Source organism: Halomonas litopenaei, from assembly GCF_017303055.1.
Taxonomy (GTDB): Bacteria; Pseudomonadota; Gammaproteobacteria; order Pseudomonadales; family Halomonadaceae; genus Halomonas; species Halomonas litopenaei_A.
Genome location: NZ_JAEKJT010000008.1, coordinates 161,959 through 180,443 on the forward strand (window position 1 = coordinate 161,959; position 18,485 = coordinate 180,443).

At 62.4% G+C, this 18,485-nt stretch carries 16 protein-coding genes; 2 read left to right on the plus strand and 14 right to left on the minus strand.

What is annotated here, in order from left to right; genetic code table 11:
- Window position 1 precedes the first annotated feature (1 nt).
- The 3 genes from JF545_RS16400 to hemP form a co-directional block, all read right to left on the minus strand.
- The gene (locus tag JF545_RS16400; RefSeq protein WP_206943844.1) at window positions 2–1,042 is read right to left on the minus strand and encodes a ChuX/HutX family heme-like substrate-binding protein; all 1,041 of its coding nucleotides are present in this window, start codon (window positions 1,040–1,042) and stop codon (window positions 2–4) included.
- 10 nt (window positions 1,043–1,052) lie between these two features.
- On the minus strand, window positions 1,053–3,110 hold the full coding sequence (locus JF545_RS16405) for a TonB-dependent receptor domain-containing protein (protein WP_242520922.1): 2,058 nt from the start codon (window positions 3,108–3,110) through the stop codon (window positions 1,053–1,055).
- A gap of 116 nt (window positions 3,111–3,226) precedes the next feature.
- Complete coding sequence (gene hemP / locus JF545_RS16410; RefSeq protein ID WP_206943846.1) at window positions 3,227–3,415, minus strand: hemin uptake protein HemP; 189 nt, start codon at window positions 3,413–3,415, stop codon at window positions 3,227–3,229.
- Window positions 3,416–3,775: 360 nt separating this feature from the next.
- Here hemP and JF545_RS16415 point away from each other — a divergent pair, with 360 nt between their 5' ends.
- A complete protein-coding gene (locus JF545_RS16415) occupies window positions 3,776–4,021 on the plus strand; it encodes a hypothetical protein (RefSeq protein ID WP_206943848.1) in 246 nt (81 codons plus the stop codon).
- A 46-nt stretch (window positions 4,022–4,067) separates the two neighbouring features.
- Here the strand turns inward: JF545_RS16415 and JF545_RS16420 are convergent, their stop codons facing one another.
- The 3 genes from JF545_RS16420 to JF545_RS16430 all read right to left on the minus strand — a co-directional run bounded on the left by JF545_RS16420 (window position 4,068) and on the right by JF545_RS16430 (window position 7,484).
- Window positions 4,068–5,141 carry a C45 family autoproteolytic acyltransferase/hydolase gene (locus JF545_RS16420; RefSeq protein ID WP_206943849.1) on the minus strand — a complete coding sequence of 358 codons (1,074 nt, stop codon included), beginning with the start codon at window positions 5,139–5,141 and terminating at the stop codon, window positions 4,068–4,070.
- Between the two features lie 55 nt (window positions 5,142–5,196).
- Window positions 5,197–6,450 (minus strand): dicarboxylate/amino acid:cation symporter, encoded by a 1,254-nt coding sequence (locus tag JF545_RS16425; protein WP_206943851.1) that lies wholly within the window; start codon window positions 6,448–6,450, stop codon window positions 5,197–5,199.
- A gap of 242 nt (window positions 6,451–6,692) precedes the next feature.
- A complete protein-coding gene (locus tag JF545_RS16430; RefSeq protein ID WP_206943853.1) occupies window positions 6,693–7,484 on the minus strand; it encodes a dienelactone hydrolase family protein in 792 nt (263 codons plus the stop codon).
- Window positions 7,485–7,757: 273 nt separating this feature from the next.
- On the opposite strand from JF545_RS16430, the gene JF545_RS16435 reads away from it, so the two are divergent.
- Window positions 7,758–8,963 carry an ABC transporter substrate-binding protein gene (locus tag JF545_RS16435; protein WP_206943959.1) on the plus strand — a complete coding sequence of 402 codons (1,206 nt, stop codon included), beginning with the start codon at window positions 7,758–7,760 and terminating at the stop codon, window positions 8,961–8,963.
- A gap of 305 nt (window positions 8,964–9,268) precedes the next feature.
- On the opposite strand, the gene JF545_RS16440 is transcribed toward JF545_RS16435, so the two are convergent.
- The 8 genes from JF545_RS16440 to JF545_RS16475 all read right to left on the minus strand — a co-directional run bounded on the left by JF545_RS16440 (window position 9,269) and on the right by JF545_RS16475 (window position 18,305).
- Window positions 9,269–10,585: a branched-chain amino acid ABC transporter permease gene (locus JF545_RS16440; protein WP_206943854.1), complete on the minus strand. Its 1,317-nt coding sequence runs from the start codon at window positions 10,583–10,585 to the stop codon at window positions 9,269–9,271.
- Window positions 10,585–11,589: a branched-chain amino acid ABC transporter permease gene (locus JF545_RS16445; RefSeq protein ID WP_206943855.1), complete on the minus strand. Its 1,005-nt coding sequence runs from the start codon at window positions 11,587–11,589 to the stop codon at window positions 10,585–10,587. The genes JF545_RS16440 and JF545_RS16445 overlap by 1 nt, the downstream gene beginning before the upstream one ends.
- A 28-nt stretch (window positions 11,590–11,617) precedes the next feature.
- On the minus strand, window positions 11,618–12,322 hold the full coding sequence (locus tag JF545_RS16450; protein WP_206943856.1) for an ABC transporter ATP-binding protein: 705 nt from the start codon (window positions 12,320–12,322) through the stop codon (window positions 11,618–11,620).
- Window positions 12,323–12,399: 77 nt separating this feature from the next.
- Window positions 12,400–13,170, minus strand: a complete 771-nt coding sequence (locus JF545_RS16455) for an ABC transporter ATP-binding protein (protein ID WP_206943857.1) — start codon at window positions 13,168–13,170, stop codon at window positions 12,400–12,402.
- Between the two features lie 59 nt (window positions 13,171–13,229).
- Window positions 13,230–14,678 carry a sodium-dependent transporter gene (locus tag JF545_RS16460; protein WP_206943858.1) on the minus strand — a complete coding sequence of 483 codons (1,449 nt, stop codon included), beginning with the start codon at window positions 14,676–14,678 and terminating at the stop codon, window positions 13,230–13,232.
- A 176-nt stretch (window positions 14,679–14,854) separates the two neighbouring features.
- Entirely contained in the window at window positions 14,855–15,160 is a 306-nt protein-coding gene (locus tag JF545_RS16465) for a hypothetical protein (RefSeq protein WP_206943859.1), read from the minus strand.
- A 249-nt stretch (window positions 15,161–15,409) separates the two neighbouring features.
- Window positions 15,410–17,236, minus strand: a complete 1,827-nt coding sequence (gene typA, locus JF545_RS16470; protein WP_206943861.1) for a translational GTPase TypA — start codon at window positions 17,234–17,236, stop codon at window positions 15,410–15,412.
- A gap of 550 nt (window positions 17,237–17,786) precedes the next feature.
- Window positions 17,787–18,305 (minus strand): glycosyltransferase family 2 protein, encoded by a 519-nt coding sequence (locus JF545_RS16475; RefSeq protein WP_206943862.1) that lies wholly within the window; start codon window positions 18,303–18,305, stop codon window positions 17,787–17,789.
- Between the last annotated feature and the right edge of the window lie 180 nt (window positions 18,306–18,485).

Below are 18,485 nucleotides of genomic sequence, written 5' to 3' on the forward strand. Positions count from 1 at the left end.
TTCAGGCGGCCTGGTGATGGACAAGGCGATCGAGCAGGGTGCGCCACAGGCGAGATTCGGGCTCACCTTCACTGCGCTCGGCGTAGATCTGCAGGGCCAGCTCACCGTGCTGGTCAAAGGCTTCGAGACTCGTCACACCGCCGTCCCGGTTGGGCTTGTGCACCGTCCAGACCTGGTCGATGCAGGTGTCGTTCAGGTGCAGGGTGGCGTCATCCATGAACAGGTTCAGCCAGCCTCGCATGCGTTGGGGGGGCACAATATCGCCGGTGCGAATCTGCACACAGCCACGGCTGCTGACGAACAGCATGAGCGGCAGCGCTTCAGCCGCTGCCAGGTCGAGCAGGCTAGCGACGCTGGATGTTGGCAGCGCCTGGGTAAATTCCCCTTCCATCAGGCGGTTGGCATCAAGGCGGCTGAGGTGGTGACGACGCAACAAGGCAAAGAACTGGTGCACATCGGTCATGCTGCCCCAGTCCTGCTTGAGGCCCTCGCGCGCGGCCGCCGGGATCTCGCTCGCGCTGGGTGTCGCTTCGTCGACGAAGCAGGGAGCGTCGCTGGTGCCTTCTTCCCATATCTCCTGCCAGCGCGAGAGATGACGTTCGCTGACCGAGAAGGCCTTGTGCACGGCGTGGCCGGATTGGTCGAATACCTGCAGGCTCCAGCGCTCACCCTCCGGCAGTTCATCACGAATCAGGCAGGCCCAGTGCCAGCGGGAGAAGATCAAGCGCAGGTCGAGGCCACGCGGCGCCAACAGCAGTCCCGCATGGGGGCCGCCCTGCAAGCGGGGGTACTCGCCGGTCTGTTCCAGTACCGCGAGACGGGAGCGGGTCAACGCCTTGACCGGGCCCAGGGTGTGCAGCATTCCGGCGACGGTGGTCGCAGCGTAGGGCAGGGTCATGACGTCCTCGCCCAAACGCGAGGCTTGCAGGGCGCCTTCGCTGACGCCGATACACTCCGCCATACTGATCGCCGGGGTGCGTGGGTTGGTCTCTCGCAGTGCGCGGAAGGCATCGAGAATGGCGTTGCGTTGATCATCACTCATTTCGCATCTCCTACCACTGATAGCTGATATTGGCGAGCAGGCTGCGGCCGTCGCCGAGACTGCCGTCGGGGCGATACCACTGCTGGTCGGCGACGTTGGCCAGACGCAGCGAGGTCGATATCGCGTGACTTGGCTGCCAGGCCAGCTGCAGGTCGTTGAGTCCATAGCCAGGCAGGCGACTGCCGTCTCCGGTGTCATCGAAGTCGCGGGCAAAGCGGCCTCGCCAGCCGACCGTCAGGTCAGCATCGGAAAAGTGCCAGTCGGCGCCGAGGGTGGCCTCCAGCGGCGTCTGGCGCTCCAGGTCTTCGCCGCTATCACGGTCCTTGCCCGAAACGCGTGATACCGACACAAAGGTGTCCAGGGGCGGCAGGGCGCTGGGCTGATAGCCCAGTCTCAGGTCGTAGCCCCACAGGTGCGCGCGGGAGACGTTGACGGCCTGGGTAGTCCCGGCGAACAGGTCGACGCTGGTATCGATGAAGTCGTCGGCCTTGATATCGAAATAGCTGCCGCGCACCGACCAGTCACCCTGCTGCCAGCCAAAGCCGGTCTCCCAGGTATCGCTGGTCTCAGGGTCCAGGTCGGGGTTGGGAATCCAGAAATTGTCGGGTACGCAGAAGAAAGGACCACCGCAAAAGCCCGCGAAGTGGCGATCGTTGGCATATAGCTCATTGAGTGTCGGGGCGCGGAAGGCCTCGGCATAGCCGGTATAGATCACCCAGGCGTCGGTCGGACGCCAGGACAGACGAACCTTGGGGGAAAGCTCGTCTTCGTCGCTATCTCGGCCAGCATTATCCTCGGCGTCATAGCTGTCGTAGCGCAGGCCCAGGCCCAGATCGAACTGTCCTATGCCGCCGTCGTGCACATAGCGCCCGACCGTCAAGGTATCGTCGAGATAGACCGCCGACGTATCGATATCGGCATCGGGGAAGCCCGTCGCACCGCCTGACGGGTCCTGTTCGGCGCGCTCGAACTCGATGCCAAAGGCCAGGGTTTGATCGAGCCATCCATGGCTCAGGTGGTGCACGCCATCGCTCTGGATGCCATAGCGCTCAAGGGTACGATCACTTTCGTCATCGATGTCCTGGCGGCTGAGGCTGAGGCGTGTTTCGAGGAAGCTTGTCTCGCTGGGTGTCCAGCGGTGGGCCAGCTGGGCGTTGTCACTGGTGACCTCACGGTCGATCAGTGGATTGCTGGGGTCAGGATCGATGACCTGCGGATTCGATGGCTGGCGGCTGTCCTCGTCGTAATGCTGCCAGCTGGCGGACAGCTCCTGGTGGTCGGCAAACTGCCAACTGCCCTTGGCCAACAGGCTGGTCAAGTCGGCATCTTCTTCTGCCTGCTGGCCGCCGGCACGGCGAATGTCGCCAGAGTCGGAATAGCCGATGGCTACCAGCCCCTGACGCGCTCCTGTACCACTACCCTGCCGTCCAAACAGGGTTAGCTGAGAGCCCAGCTCATGGGAGGCCGTGGCGCCGGAGACCGACAGCCGAGCGCCGCTGTCCTCCCCTGGTGCGAGCAGGTCCTCGGCGTCGACGGTGGTGACGCTGACCACACCCCCCATGGCGTTGCCCCCATACAGGCTGGACAGTGAGCCACGGGCAATCTGTACCTGCTGGATCAGCCCGGGATCGAGAAAGACGTTGCCAATATGGCCGGTATCGATGTCCTGGCGCACCCCATCCAGCCGGATCTGAACGCCGTTTTCATCGAAGCCTCGCATGGTCAGGAACTGGCCGTTGCGGCGGCCGCTCCCGGCAACATGAACGCCCGGCTGCTGTGCAATGACGTCTTCCCAGCGGGTTGCCGTCGACAGTGCCGGGTCATCGCGCTCGATCACGTCAATGATCATCGGCGCCCGGTGGACGTCGCCAGGCAGGCGCGTACCGGTGACTACCATGGGATCGAAGGCAGGGTGATCCTCCCCGTTGCCACTCGTTGGGGAAACGAGAGGCTGAGCCGATAGCGGTGATCGGGTCGGCGTGGGCGCGTCGGCGCTGTCGGCGAGGGCAAGCGTAGGTGCCAGCAAGAGCACGGGGAGCCAGCCAGCGCCCGTCGAGACAAGTTTCATGGGCTTTCCTGGTCAGTTTGCTGGCTTGGGCGATGGCCCTGGCTGGCAGATAGCGGATAGAGAAATGGGTGAGTCGATGTGTGAACGGTACTACGCCGCCTTGGCGGCTTCGGTCGTTACAAGGTCAGGATCAACTTGTTGTTACGTGTCCTGGTGAGCTGGTAGTGGCGCCCGTCCAGAACGATAAACAACCGACCATCAGCACCAAGCAGGCGCTCAGCCGAGACATAGTCGTCGGTCACGGTCACCTGACGTGACGTGGCGGCAGACTCCCGGGCGGGGCTGGGCGTGGTACTGGGTCTCAAGGGGTGTTTCATCATCTCATACGTTGTAAATGATAATTCTTCGCATAAGATATCAATGCTCATTCCCTTGCACAAGCCTATCTCCCTTGCCTGTTAGCTGGCAGTGGGTTCAGCACAGCTGGAGTGGGCGATGGCAGAGCCGGGGGAGAGACCCAGGATGGCGGCGTTAGATGACGTTGTCCTTGGATGGCGTTGACTTTGGATGGCGGGGCCATCAGCAGCGAGGGGGTTGTGATCGCTCACTGCTGGCGGTGGGCAGGACGGAGATCATGGCTTTCTTGACAGTCTTTGAGAACACGACCATATTGCAAACGGTAATGATTCTCATTGTTTTGAGTTGTCCGTCTGCAGGAGGTCGTCATGTCCTATCGCATCAAGACTGCACTTCACGGCGCCAATCCGACGCTGGAAATCTTCGACGTCAGCTCCGGCTCCATGCGTATGGCCTGGGAGTACCCTAAGGAGATGGCGAACGCAGACACCGATCCAGAGCTCGCCGCCATGCGCCGCGAAGAGGCCATTCACGAGCTATTTCGGCGACTGTTTCTGCTGACCACCGAACAGTATCTGAAGGGTGAGCTTGGCAAGGGGGCTTCTGGTAAGTGAGGCATCTGTTTCGTGAAGTGTCTGCCCGGCGCAGTATCGCAGCGGCTCAGTGCGAACGGGGTGCCAACTGCATGGACGCCAGCGGCTGACATGGCTTGCCATGACGAAGCCACAGCACCTTGTCGGTCAGGTCCATGACCACGCTGAACAGGGTTTCCATTCGCTCGGCCTCGGGCACGCTGGGGTCGAAGTGGCGACACAGGCTTTCTTCCCCCGGGGAGTGGTCGCCCAGCAGGTCAAACAGACGATCGGGATCGAGCCCTGGCGCATCGTCATCGGCAGACGGCTGCGCTGCTACCAGGTGGTCGATCTGCTGATCAAGGCGGGTCAAGCGGGACCAGGAGTCGGGCTTGGGAAAGTCCTCGACCCAGTGGGTCGCGGCATCGCTGACCAGGTGATTGGTGTGGGTGATGGCACCGCGGCGAGGAGACAGCTGCCCCGGCGGGCCCGGATGAACTTCAAGCCCCAGGGCGCGACCATCGCCGTCGGCCAGCAGCAGGTGAGCCGGGGCGCAGACGCCGTCCTGGGCCACGGCCAGGGCATTGTCGAAGTCTTCGCTCTCGAGCATCTTGCGCAGCGCCAGGTGGATGGGCAGTCCCTCGCCACAGGTGGCTGAGCGAATGGCATTGAGGCCGACGCCGATGCCCTGAGTGTTGAGACCGATCTTGGCGACCATGCCAGCTTCACCAATGCTGATGAAGGCAGGTACCCCCGGCGCCTGAACATCCAGCACGACCAGGTGGTCGAGTTGGTCAGCGCGCCAGTCCCAGTTCTGGGCCAGCCATTGATGTCCCCCCCGGGCCAGGCTGAAGGCCGAACAGCCGCCGCTGGCACGGGTCAGCGAAATCTCGCTGCGACAGTTGAGGGTCAGGACATCTGTCAGCTCTCCCCCGATCCCCTGGGCAATGCCATCCATTTCCTCGAGGATCGCGGGAAAGCGTGACTCGATCATCGGCATGAAGCGCTCGGCATCGCGCCGGGCTTCATGCCATCTCAGTCCTGCCAGATCGTGGAACAGGCGATCATACACATCGATACTGGCGAGGATCGCCTCGCGATGCTGACGGCCATGTTCTCGCCCGATCTCGAGCCGACTGCCGGATAGTCGAGTGAGCTGCATCGTCCCTGTCCTGACGCTGTGTGGTTACTGTCAGCGTAGCAGGTTATGGCGACGCTCAGGTCTTGTTGGCGGCGTTGTAGACGTCCTCGTCGAGCTCGCCTTCGCTCTTGCCGACCAGGGTGGTGACCATCAGGTCCCCCGCCACATTGACGCTGGTACGGGCCATGTCGAGGATTCGGTCGACGCCTGCCACCACTGCCAGAGCCTCTAGGGGCAGGCCGATCTGGGCCATGACGATGGACAGCATGACCAGGCCAGCGCCAGGCACGCCGGCGGTGCCAATGGAGGCCAGGGTGCCGGTGACGATGATCATGCCGTAGTCTGCCAGGCTCAAGTCCACGCCGATCAGCTGAGCGATGAACACCGCGACCACCCCTTGATAGATGGCGGTACCGTCCATGTTGATGGTCGCGCCCACCGGCAGTACGAAGCCGGCAACCCCCTCCGAGACCCCCAGGTTCTTGGTCGCACAGCGCAGCGACACCGGCAGCGTGCCGGAAGAAGACGCCGAGGAATAGGCCACCACCAGGGCGTCGAGTATGCCCTGCAGATAGCGCATCGGGTTGAGACGGCCCAGCAGCGACAGCAGTCCCGAGTAGACCACCAGCACATGGACCACGCTGGCAAGGTAAGCCACGCCGATCACCTTGACCAGCGGCAGCAGGACCTCAGCGCCGTAGCTGCCGGCGACGTGGGCGATCAGGCCGAACACGCCGAAGGGCGCCAGCGCCATCACCAGGCTGGTCAGCTTGACCATGGCCTCGGCGAAGCTTTCGAACACCTTGACCACCGGCTCGCCTTTTTCCCCTATCAGGGTCAGCGACACACCGAGGCCGATGGCAAATACGATGATCTGCAGAATATTGCCGCTGGCCAGGGCGTCAACGGGATTCTGGGGCACCAGACCGACCAGAATCTGGATCAGGCTGGGCGCTTCCTTGGCCGCTTCAGGGTTCGCCTCGAAGGACATGTCCAGGCCGACCCCAGGCTCGAACAGCCAGGAGGCAGCCAGGCCGATGGCGATGGCGAAGGCTGTCGTCAGCAGATACAGGCCAATGGTCCGGGCGCCAATGCGTCCCATCTTCTGGGGATCACGCATGGCGGTGATCCCGACCACCAGGGTGGAGAACACCAGCGGAACGATCAGCATCTTGATGGCGCTGATGAAGATATCGCCGATGGGCTTGAACACGCTGGCACTTTCGCCCATCAGGGTGCCGACGAGGACGCCCAGGGCGAGACCAACAAGGATCTTCTGCCACAGCGGAATGCGCCGCCAGAGGCCGGGGGAGCTGCTGGTGTGGGACATGAAACGTCTCCAGGGAAGGGGGAGGCTACACCCGCCTGCCTCCTCAAGGTGAATCGAGCATCGGCGCCCGGAACGGCCTAGCAAGATAGTCTCGTTGGGCCGTTCCTATCAGGCGATCGACATGATGGATGCGGATTCTATCGAAAAAACGTCTGCCGCGTTTTCATCCCTGGGACCCCAAGCGCTCGGCGACGTGAATTGGGCAGCCCCGTTTTTCGCTGCTGAACCTTACCCTGTGCGCCTTACCCTTCGCTGTTGCCTTGGCCATTGCTCAATGTCCGCGAGAGCAGGTCGTGGAAGGCGGCCCAGGATGCCTCGTCAGCCCGCTGCTGGTAACGCTCGCTGTCGAACACGGTGAAGGCATGGGGTGCACCGGAATACACCTGAATCTCGTAAGGGGCGCCGGCGGCTTCCAGTTCCTGCGATAGGGCGGCCACCTGATCCATGCTGATGGAGGCATCGGCGCCGCCATGGGCGATCAGCAGCGGCGGGGTGTCGGCGGAGTAGCCCTGGCCCTCGGGGGTGTCGAGACCGCCATGAAAGCTGGCAAAACCGTGAATGGCGTCATCGGGATTAGCGCGGGCCATCTCGAGCACCACGGCACCACCGAAGCAGTAGCCCATGACCACGGTATCGGTTGCCGCACCTTCGTCCCGCGCCTTGGCCAGCCCCGCCAGGGTCAGGCCCCGCATGCGCTCGCGGTCGTCATACAGCGCTGCCATCTCGGCCTTGCGGGCGTCGATCTCGGCGGGACGGTTGCCCTTGCCGTAAAGGTCGATGGCGAAGGCGTCATAGCCGTCCTCGGCCAGCATGTCGGCGCGGCGCTTCTCATAGTCGGTCAGGCCATCCCAGTCGTGGATGATCAGCACGCTGCCCTTGGCGCTGGACGAGTCAGGGCTGGCGGGGGCGAAGTACCCCTGAAAGGACTCTCCGTCGACCTGATAGTCAACGTTTTCCCCCGCGACAACTGACGTCGCCGCCAGGAGCATGGAAACGCTGATCAAGGGTGGGGTGAGACGGGAAATTCGAGGCATGACGGACTCCTTGTGGTCGGAATAGCGCGCCTGGCTGCGTGCTTGGTGCCTGTCGAGCCTAGGGCGCACGACTCATGAGTATAGAAGTGATCGCCAAGATGCCAGTGTGGTGACGCTGGCTGGGTCGTCATCCATCCACAGCGTTGGCAAGGCAGACTTGAGTTTTTAATGCCTTCCTTCCAGATTGGAGGTATGAAGACTCTGGGGCCAGGCGTGCAATCCATGTCGCTGCGCTTCCAGCTTCATCTCAGGACAACCAGAGCGAGACCAACAATCATGAAAAAGCGCGTACTGGCGACCGCGGTGGCCGCTACCACCCTGGCGGTCGGTTCCATGGCCCACGCAGAGGTCAAGATCGGATTTCTCGGTGGTTTCACCGGCGGTATCGAGAGTCTGACGCCCCCCATCTATGACGGTGCCCAGCTCGCCGTGGACCACATCAACAACCAGGGCGGCATCCTCGATGGCCAGGAAGTGGTCATGCCGACCGGTGATACCACCTGTGGTGATGCATCGGCCGCCTCCAACGCAGCGGACCGCATGGTCAACACCGAGCAGGTGACCGCCATTGTCGGTGCTCTGTGCACCGGGGCGACGATTGCCGCGGCCAATAATGCCGGTATCCCCGGCGGGGTGACCATGGTATCGCCGGCCTCCACGGCGCCAGCAGTCACCGACCTGGACGACAACGACCTGGTGTTCCGCACCGTGCCGTCCGACGCCTTCCAGGGAGAAATGCTGGCCAAGCTGCTGCTCGACAAGGGAATCGAGGAAGTAGCGGTCACCTACGTCAACAACGACTACGGTCGTGGTCTTTCCGATGCGTTCAGCTCCGCATTTGAAGATGGCGGCGGCAGCGTGCTGGAAAACCTGGCCCATGAAGACAACCGGGCAGACTATCGCAGCGAACTGGGCACGCTGTCGGCGACAGGTGCACAGACTCTGGTCGTGCTGGCCTACGCCGATACGTCGGGTCAGACCGTGGTGCGTCAGGCCTACGAGAGCGGCATGTTCACACAGTACGTCGGGGCCGACGGCATGGTGGGCGACAGCCTGGTCGAGGCCATCGGTGCCGATGTACTCGACGGTATGATCGCGACGCGGCCAGGAAGTCCTGACCTGCCTGGCACCGAGATCTTCACCGAATTGGCCAATAACGCCGGCATTGACCCCACCGCGGTATTTGCCGCCCAGGCCTACGACGCCGCCTTCCTGCTGGGGCTTGCGATTCAGCAGAATGGCAGCGCCGAGCGCGAGGGCGTATCGGCCGCGCTGCGCAGCGTGTCGTCGCCTCCAGGCGAAGTCATCCTGCCGGGTGAGTGGGAGAAAGCGGTGGAGCTGATCGCCGCCGGCACCGAGATTAACTATGAAGGTGCTTCTGGCACCCAGGACTTTGACGATAACGGTGACGTGCCTGGCGTGGTCCAGGAAATGACCGTGGAAAACGGGACTTTCACCGGCAAGGGCTTTGTTCAGTAGCCGCCTTGACGTAAAGTAAGGCGAGTCGTCGACGGACGACGCTGCATCCGGGCGGTCGCCTCCGCCCTATGACCGCGCCAATGCTCGCAACTGAGGCGCTTAAGGAAAGCCCCCGGCCATCTGGTTGGGGGCTTTATCATTATGGGGCGTTAGCCTCCTGGGCCTGCATGGTCTCCTGTAGCAGTGTGGTGGGAGCCTCCTCCTTCAGGGACCGTCACCTGCCAGCGAAACAGATAACACGACAAGGGCGGCCCGCAGGCCGCCCATGTCAGGTGCTGTAACGCCAAGCTGTCGTCGTGGCGCTATCAGTCGTGGTGCTTGACCTTCTCGGGCAGCAGGCCTTTCGGGGCCACCCGCAGCACGATGGTGATAAGCAGCCCGATGACGAACACTCGTGCCTGCAGGGCGCGACTTTCGAGGCTACTGGGGACCTCCCAGCCGAAGCTGGCCTGACCGAAATGCGCGGCAAGCTCCATCACGTAGAGCGCCAGCGGCTCCGACATGATCCAGATGATGTAGACCGCCACCGCCCCAAACAGCGTTCCCAGGTTGTTGCCCGGCCCACCAAGAATGACCATGACCAGCACCAGGAAGGTATGGTTGAGCGGCAGGTAGCCGTTGGGGTCAAAGATGCTGTTGAAGCTGCCCAGCGCCGCCCCCCCGATACCCATCAGCACACAGCCGAGCACGAAGATCTCGAGGCGGCGGCGGTTGATGTCCTTGCCCATGGCCGCAGACGATACCTCGTTGTCCCGGATGGCGCGGATCATGCGGCCCCAGGGGGCGTTGTAGGCGCGGTTGAGCAGAAAGAAGATGGCCAGGATCATCACCGCGGTGACCGACAGGTACATCGCCCTGGCCAGGGTGAAGCCGACCTCGCCTGGGGCAGGCACCGGCCAGGGCAGCGGCGACACAGTGGCGGTGCCTCGGGTCAGCCAGTCGGAGTTCTTCAGGAATGCCTTGATGATCTCGGCGATCCCTAGCGTCGCGATGGCCAGGTAGTCACTGCGCAGGCCGAGGCAGACGTGGCCAATGAAATAGCCCACCCCACCGGCCAGCGCGCCGCCGACGATCCAGCCGACCCAGACCGGCAGGCCCAGTCCGCCGACAAAGCCCATCTGGCTCTCGATGGCGTCGGTGACCTCGCGGAATTCGCTGATGACCACCATGTAGACGACCATACCGACCACCAGGGTGATCACGGTCCTGAGCCAGGAGGGCAAGCCCAGTCGGGTCAGGCGCGACAGGCCGAACACCAGGGCAATGCCGGCGACCACATAGGCCAGTACTCGCGCCAGTTCTCCCGGCAGGGAGCTGTCCCAGAAGGCGGGATTGACCGGCACGCTGAAGGTCATTGCGCAGAAGCCGCCAAGAGCCACGAAACCCATCACGCCAGCGTTGAACTGGCCCGCGTAGCCCCACTGAATGGTCAGCCCCAGGGCCAGGATGGCATAGCAGCTGGCCTCGACCAGCATGCGTGTCGAGTAAGCGGAGCCCATGACCATGAACACCGCGCTCACGGCAATGGCCAGCACCACCAGCAGGCTGAGCTCGCGTACCGGAAAGCGGCTCTGGGGCGCGCTATTGGTGTCATCACGATGATGAAAGTCGTTGGTCGTCATCAGATCACCTTGCCCTTGAAGATGCCGGTAGGACGCCATACCAGGATGGCAACGAGGATGAAGAAGGGCACCACGATCTTGTATTCAGTGCCGACGAAGGCCAGGTTGTTCGGCAACTCCAGCCACTCGGGAAGGCTGTCGCGGAAGGGTCTGAGCAGCACGTTCCAGTTGAATACCGCCAGGGTTTCGGCGAACCCCACCACGAAACCGCCTGCGATCGCGCCGAAGGGGTGGCCCACGCCGCCGACGATGGCTGCGGCAAAGATGGGCAGCAGCAGATGGAAACTCAGATCAGGCTTGAAGGTGACGTCCATCGACAAAAGCGTGCCGGCGATGGCCGCCAGACCACCGGCGATGACCCAGGTCACGGCCACGATGGTGTTGGTATTGATGCCAGAGGCGCGGGCCAGGTCGGGGTTGTCTGACATCGCGCGCATGGCCTTGCCCAGGCGAGTACGCGACAGAAACAGCTGCAGGCCAATGACCGCGACCAGGGTCAGCACAAACAGGTAGATCTGGGGTTCGGTGATCACCACCGGCACTCGCACGCCTTCTATCGGCAGGGCCAGGCGGAAGATTTCCTTGCGGTCATCGACGTAGAGGCTCTGTCCGCCGGTGCCGGAAAACAGGCGAATCAGCCCCTGCAGCATCAGCGTCACGCCCAGGGAGCCAATGACCATGACGATGGGTTTGACGCCATGGGCGCGCAGCGGCTTGTAAAAGGCCTTGTCGATGCCGACCGCCAGGGCCGCGGTCAAGACCATGGCAAGCGGCAGCATGACGATGGCCGTCGGCACCCCCAGTGCCGCGCCGGCATTGGGGAACAGCGTTGCCAGCAACAGCACCATGAAGGCACCGAAGGTCATCATGTCGGCGTGGGCGAAGTGGGCAAAGCGCATGATGCTGAAGACCAGCGTCACCCCAACCGCGCCAATGGCGTAGATCGACCCGGTGACGCTGCCGGCGATCAGCACGTTGTTGATGAAGAACACGAATTCATTCAAGGCGATATCTCCGCACTGGTGTCTGGCGTCAGCCGCCGAGGAAGCTCTTGGCCACGTCGGGATCGGCCAGCAAGGCCTGTCCCGAGTCGGTGAAGCGATTCTGGCCGGCGGCCAGCACGAAGCCCTTGTCGGCGATGGCAAGTGCCTGTTTGGCGTTCTGTTCCACCATCAGGATGCCGACGCCTGCCGCGTTGACCTCCTTTACCCTGTCGAAGATTTCGTACATGTACTTGGGCGACAGACCTGCCGTGGGTTCGTCCAGCAGCAGCAGTTCGGGTTCCGCCATCAGCGCCCGGCCCATGGCGACCATCTGGCGCTGTCCTCCTGACAGCTCGCCGGCGGGCTGGTGTCGCTTGTCATAGAGCGGGGGAAAGAACTCATAGGCCTTGGCCAGCATGCGCTTGATATTGCCGGGCTTGAGAAACGCGCCCATTTCGAGGTTTTCCTTGACCGTCAGGCTCGGGAAGACGTTGTGCTCTTGAGGCACAAAGCCCATGCCCAGCTCCACCAGACGATTAGTCGGCAGGTTGTGGATAGGTTCTCCGCGCAGCAGAATATCGCCCTGAGTCACGTTGAGCTGGCCGAAAATAGCCTTGAGCATGGTGGATTTGCCGGCGCCATTGGGGCCGACGATGACGCCGATTTCATCGGCTTCGATGGTCATGTCCACCCCGTTGAGGATGTTCATCCCGCCGTAGCCACCGTGCACCTGGCGTGCGTCGAGTAGAGGCATAGTCCTGTTCTCTGCATTGGGCGCTCAGTGCGCCTCGGTCGTTGTTATTGCCCCCCTTGCGCGCAAGGAGGAGGAGGTCAGGCCGCGCCTGCACCGAAGTAGGCCTCGATGACCTCCGGATTGTTCTGAATCTCTTCGATCGACCCTTCCACCATCACCGAGCCCTGGGCCAGTACGATGACCGGGTCGCAAAGTCGGGCAATCATGTCCATGTCGTGTTCGATGACCAGGAAGGTGTAGCCGAACTCACGGTTCATGCGTTCGATATTGCCGATCAGGTCGCCCAGCAACGTTCGGTTGACCCCGGCGGCGATCTCATCGAGCAGCACCACGCGGGCGTCGGTCATCATGGTGCGGCCCAGTTCCAGCAGTTTCTTCTGGCCGCCAGACAGGTTGCCCGCCAGCTCGTTGCGCACGTGATTGAGCCCGATGAACTCGATGACTTCCTGAGCCCGACGCTTGATCTCGGCCTCATGCTCGCGCACCGCGCGCGGCGCGAACCAGGCCTTGGCCAGGGATTCGCCGGGCTGTGCGGGCGGAACCATCATCAGGTTCTCCAGCGCTGTCAGCTGGGAAAACTCGTGAGCGATCTGGAAGGTGCGCAAGAGCCCCTTGTGGAACAGTTCGTTGGCAGGCCGATTGGTGATGTCTTCACCGCTTAACAGGATCTGCCCCGAGTCCAGCGGCAGCGCGCCGGCAATGATATTGAACAGCGTCGATTTGCCGGCGCCGTTGGGGCCGATCAGGCCCGTGACCGAGCCTTCTTCGACCTGAATGGAGCAGTCGTTGATGACCCGCAGGCCGCCGAAGGCCTTGTTGACGTGACGCACATCGATGATGGCTGACATCCTGATACCTGCTGTGTTCGTTGTCGTTATTGTCGTGGTGGGCGCCGCCCAGGCGGCGATCAACCGCCGTGATGCCCCTCGTGCTCGCCCAGCGTGCGGTAGGCGGCGAAGGCGCCTACCGTGACGATCGCGACGATGGCCGGTAGCCAGTAGCCCTCGACGTAAGGCAGAGCGCGGAGGAACACGAAGGCCACCCCGGTGGGCGCGATGAAGCGCACCAGAAAGCGCCACAGGCTGAGCCAGCCAGCGCGCGTGTGCATCTCTTTCATGGATTCGGTCTGGGTCAGTGACCAACCGGCAAAGAGCGCAATCAGCAGGCCGCAGAAGGGCAGCGTGATATGCGTTGTCAGTTCCAGCACCTCGAAGGCGTTGCGACCGAAAAGATCATGGAACGGGCTCTGTTCGGCCCAAAGATTGAAGCTGGCGACGGTCGCCAGTCCCAGCGCCCAGGCAACCCCCACGACGACCAGGACCGCCGTCACCCGGCTCAGCGAAAAGCGTTCTACCAGATATGCCGCTACCGGCTCGATCAGCGATATGGCAGAGCTGACGGCAGCCCCCAGCACCAGCACGAAGAAGATGGCGCCGATCAGCGCGCCGGAAGGCATGGCCGTGAAGGCTAGCGGCAGCGACACGAACATGAGTCCAGGGCCTTCATCGGGAGACAGGCCTGCTCCGAAGACCAGCGCGAAGATGGCCAGCCCCGCCAGAATGGCGACCAGGGTATCGATCACGGCCACGGTAAAGGCCGTGAGGGTCAACGACGTCTCGCTTGGCATATAGGCGCCGTAGGCCATGATCGCCCCCATGCCGAGGCTCAGGGTGAAGAAGGACTGGCCCAGGGCAACCAGCCAGCCTTCCAGGCTCAGATCGGAGAGCGAGAACGATAGCAGGAAGTCGCTGGCAGCGAGCATATCGCCTGCGGCAGCTGCATAGAACAGCACGACCAGCAGGATCACCAGCAAGGTAGGCATCAGCAGGCGCAGGCCGCTTTCGAGGCCTCGGTGGACGCCGCGCGCCACGATGTACGCGCAGATCACCAGGAATAGCGTGTGATAGAGCGTCAGCTTGATCGGTGAGCTGATCAGGCTGGCAAAGTCACTGGCGAGGGTTGCTGCGTCGGCACCTCGTAGCGAGCCCGTCAGCATCTCTCCCAGGTAGTGGATCGCCCAGCCACTGATGACGGAGTAGAAGCTGAGGATCAGCAGCGCCGAGAGTCCCCCCAGCCAACCGATGATTTCCCAGGCCCTCGAGGTCTTGTGACAGCGTGTCAGGAAGCGCATGCCCATGATCGGGCAGCGCCGGCTGTTGCGGCCCAGCATGATCTCGGCGATCAGAATCGGCACGCCGATGGCAAACACACACAGCGCGTACACCAACAGGAAGGCACCACCGCCATGCTCGCCCACCAGATAAGGAAAGCGCCAGAGGTTGCCAAGCCCCACTGCTGAGCCAACCGCGGCCAGCAGGAAGGTGCCTTTGTGGGTCCAGATGTTGTCGCTGCTCATGGGGCATCCGTCGACATGTCAGACTTGTCAGTCGGACTGACCGGGCGATGGCCCGGTCTCACATGCCAACTTTGCGATACAAACGTATGCCTGACTAGAGGGGGTGCGTTTAGCAGGCGTTGGTGGGGCGTGATAGTGGCGGGCTTTTCATCTTGTCGACGATAGCCGTCGGGGTCTTAGCTGCCGACTCGCGGCGCCAGCGAGCGGTGGTCGTCGCCCAGGCGTACCGTATCACCGACCGACAGGTCACCGATGGACTGAGTGCGCTCCCCGGTTCTGACCGAGATAAGTGCCACCACGTCGCCAATGCTCGCGGTATCGTCATCGACCCGAGCTTCCACTTTTACCCTGACCGAGTATCCGTGATAGCGGCCGGCAATGATGCTGCCGATGTGGGCGGTGGGGTACTCGTCAGGCTTGTCGGCAAAATAGCGTTGTACGCTGTCGGCGCCGGGATCATCCCATTCGACATGCTTGTGCATTCGCGTGGCTCCTCGTTCGCGAAAGATGATGTTCTGTCCTTAGCATAGACCTGTCGGGGCAGGGTCGCCGACGGACCCCTTACTCCGAAGCCATACTCCTGTGGCAGCTTATGGGCGGAGAAGTTCCTTTATCAAGCCCAGGCTGATAAATGCTCCATGGGGGGCGAGTCGGCCAATATGGCGGATGTCCCGCTACAAACGACGATGCCCGCCAGAAGGCGGGCATCGAGGCAACGGAAAGCGGCGCGATTACTTCTTGCTGGCGCGCTTGCGTTCGTTTTCTGTCAGGAACTTCTTGCGCAGACGGATATGGTTCGGGGTGATCTCGACCAGCTCGTCGTCATCGAGGAATTCGATAGCCTGTTCCAGGGTGAAGCGCACCGGCGGAGTCAGCACGATGTTCTCGTCGTTACCGGAGGCGCGCATGTTATCAAGCTTCTTGCCCTTGGTCGGGTTTACCACCATGTCGTTGGCACGGTTGTTGATGCCGACCAGCATGCCCTCATAGACCTCGGTGCCGTGGTCGATGATCAGCTTGCCGCGCTCCTGCAGCGCATACAGGGCGTAGGCGAGGGCCTTGCCCGGTACCATGGACACCAGCACGCCGTTGCGACGCTCGATGGAGGCGTCGGGCTTGAGCGGGCCGTAATGATCGAAGCGGCTGGTCAGGATGCCGGTGCCTGACGTCAGGGTCAGGAATTGACCGCGGAAACCGATCAAGCCGCGCGCCGGAATGATGAAGTCAAGGCGCACGCGGCCCTTGCCATCCGGATTCATGTTCTTGAGCTCGCCCTTGCGGTAGCCGAGCTCTTCCATGATGGCGCCCTGATGCTGCTCTTCGCAGTCGATGATGACTTCTTCGTAGGGCTCCTGCTTTTCGCCATCGATCTCGCGGATGATGACTTCAGGACGACCGACGGCCAGCTCGAAGCCTTCGCGACGCATGCTCTCGATCAGCACCGACAGGTGCAGCTCGCCGCGACCGGAAACGATGAACTTCTCCGGTGATTCACCCTGCTCGACGCGCAGCGCGACGTTGTGGATCAGCTCCTGGTCCAGGCGATCCTTGATGTTGCGGCTGGTGACGAACTTGCCGTCCTTGCCTGCAAACGGTGAGTCGTTGACCTGGAAGGTCATGGAGACCGTCGGCTCGTCGACCGTCAGGGCCGGCAGTGCCTCGACCGCAGCCGCGTCACAGATGGTGTCGGAGATGGCCAGTTCGTCGATACCGGTGATGCAGACGATGTCGCCGGCGGTGGCCTGCTCGGTCTGGACACGCTCAAGGCCCAGGTGAGTCATGACCTGGCCAATCTTGCCCTTGCGGGTCTGGCCTTCCTTGTTGATCACCACGACCTGCTGGTTCGGTGACATGGCGCCGCGAGTGATGCGACCAAGGCCGATGACGCCGACGTAGCTGGAGTAGTCGAGGGCCGAAATCTGCATCTGCAGCGGGCCATCGAGTTCAACCTTGGGCGGCTCGACGATGTTGACGATGGACTGGAACATCGGCGTCATGTCCTCGGCCAGCTGGTCCGGTTCCGGACCGGCAATGCCGTTGAGCGCCGAGCAGTAGATGATCGGGAAGTCGAGCTGCTCGTCGCTGGCACCCAGGTTGTCGAACAGATCGAAGATCTGATCGATGACCCAGTCAGGACGTGCGCCGGGGCGGTCGATCTTGTTGACGACAACGATCGGCTTCAGGCCCTGGTCGAAGGCTTTCTGGGTGACGAAGCGAGTCTGCGGCATCGGGCCGTCAACGGCATCGACCAGCAGCAGGACCGAGTCCACCATGGACATGACGCGCTCGACTTCGCCGCCGAAGTCAGCGTGTCCAGGGGTGTCCACGATGTTGATGTGGTAGTCCTGTCCCTCGGGAGAGCTCCAGCGGATCGCCGTGTTCTTGGCCAGGATCGTGATGCCACGTTCCTTTTCCTGGTCATTGGAGTCCATGATGCGCTCCTGCCCCTCGGCCTTGCGGTCCAGAGTGCCGGACTGGCTGAGCAGCTTGTCGACCAGGGTGGTTTTGCCGTGGTCGACGTGAGCGATGATGGCGATGTTGCGAAGATTCTCGATCACGACGGGATCCTGCTGGAAAAAGTGGGGCCGCATTATAGGGCCTGGGTGATGACAACGACCAGCATTGTTGCGGTCAATCTATCCGTGAATTCTCAAGATACTGAACTTTCAAGCACCTGCGTGACGCTGACTTGGCGCGTTAAGCCCCATTTTCAGGCGTTTTTGCGCGAGAAGGCGACAAGAAAGGAGTGGCTTGAGGTGCCATCTCTTGTATGCCCGCCTGTTTGAGGCGGCGCTTTTCGACGCCACGGCATAACAATGTCTACACGACAACGTCTATATGACTACGTCTTTGTGACGCCTTGATGAGAGGGCTCTCCCCGACGGTGTTCTATCAACATGAGTATCAGCGTCATCCAGCGGGTCGCTGAGGGGCCTGCCCCTGGCTGGCGCTTGTCAGGAATGTACGGGGCTGCTGAATGGGAGCCGCTGCATCAGGGGCGCTGCATCAGGGCCATGGCATGAGGGCCGCAGGAGAGGCATGCTCAGGATGGCATGGGCCAACTACGACATAACAGCCGTTGCTCGGCGGCTGCTGAGTAGCTGTCCCTCAGGCGCGCTGCACCAGCGCATTGGCCCGACAGGCCTTGAGCCGCGTGGCCAGGTCTTCTACGGCGCTCAGGTCCAGCGATGGATCAAAGCCTCCCAGGCGCTCGAACCAGTTGCGCTCTACGCCCAGTGCCCGTGTGGGCGTCTGTCGCAGCAGTTGGAACAGGGCCAGCGGACAAGGCCGAGATGGCCTGACCATGGGGCGTGATTCGTCGGCAGCCGCGGCCATCATGCGTTCTACCCAGGCTGAGTCCAGTGGGCCCAGGCAGAAGCCGAGCATTCGCCCATTGCAGTGAGAGGCTGCCAGGTTGAAGCGTCTCCCCATCGGCGCCGGACGGACGCGCACCAGCCGATAGTCTTTCGCGTGCTCGCCGAGCTGTTCAGAGGTGATGCCACCATCGTCGATGACTATGATCTCGCTGCGCCCCTGGAACAGGGCAATCTGCTGGCGTGCCTGCGTCAGCCGACAGGACAAATCCTTGCCGGTCAGGCGGGCATCGATGATCAGGCTGATATTCACGACGACACTCCGAGGCGGGTGACGCCGACCGTGACGGGAGGGCCGGCGACAAACGTAAGGAAGTGTATCCGCGCGTTGCAGAAGGTTCCAGCGACCCCTTACCCCTAGCGATCGCCTCGGCAGACTTCAGCGTCGAGATGGTTGAGGGTTATTTTGGTGCATAAAAGTTTCCGGCGCTTC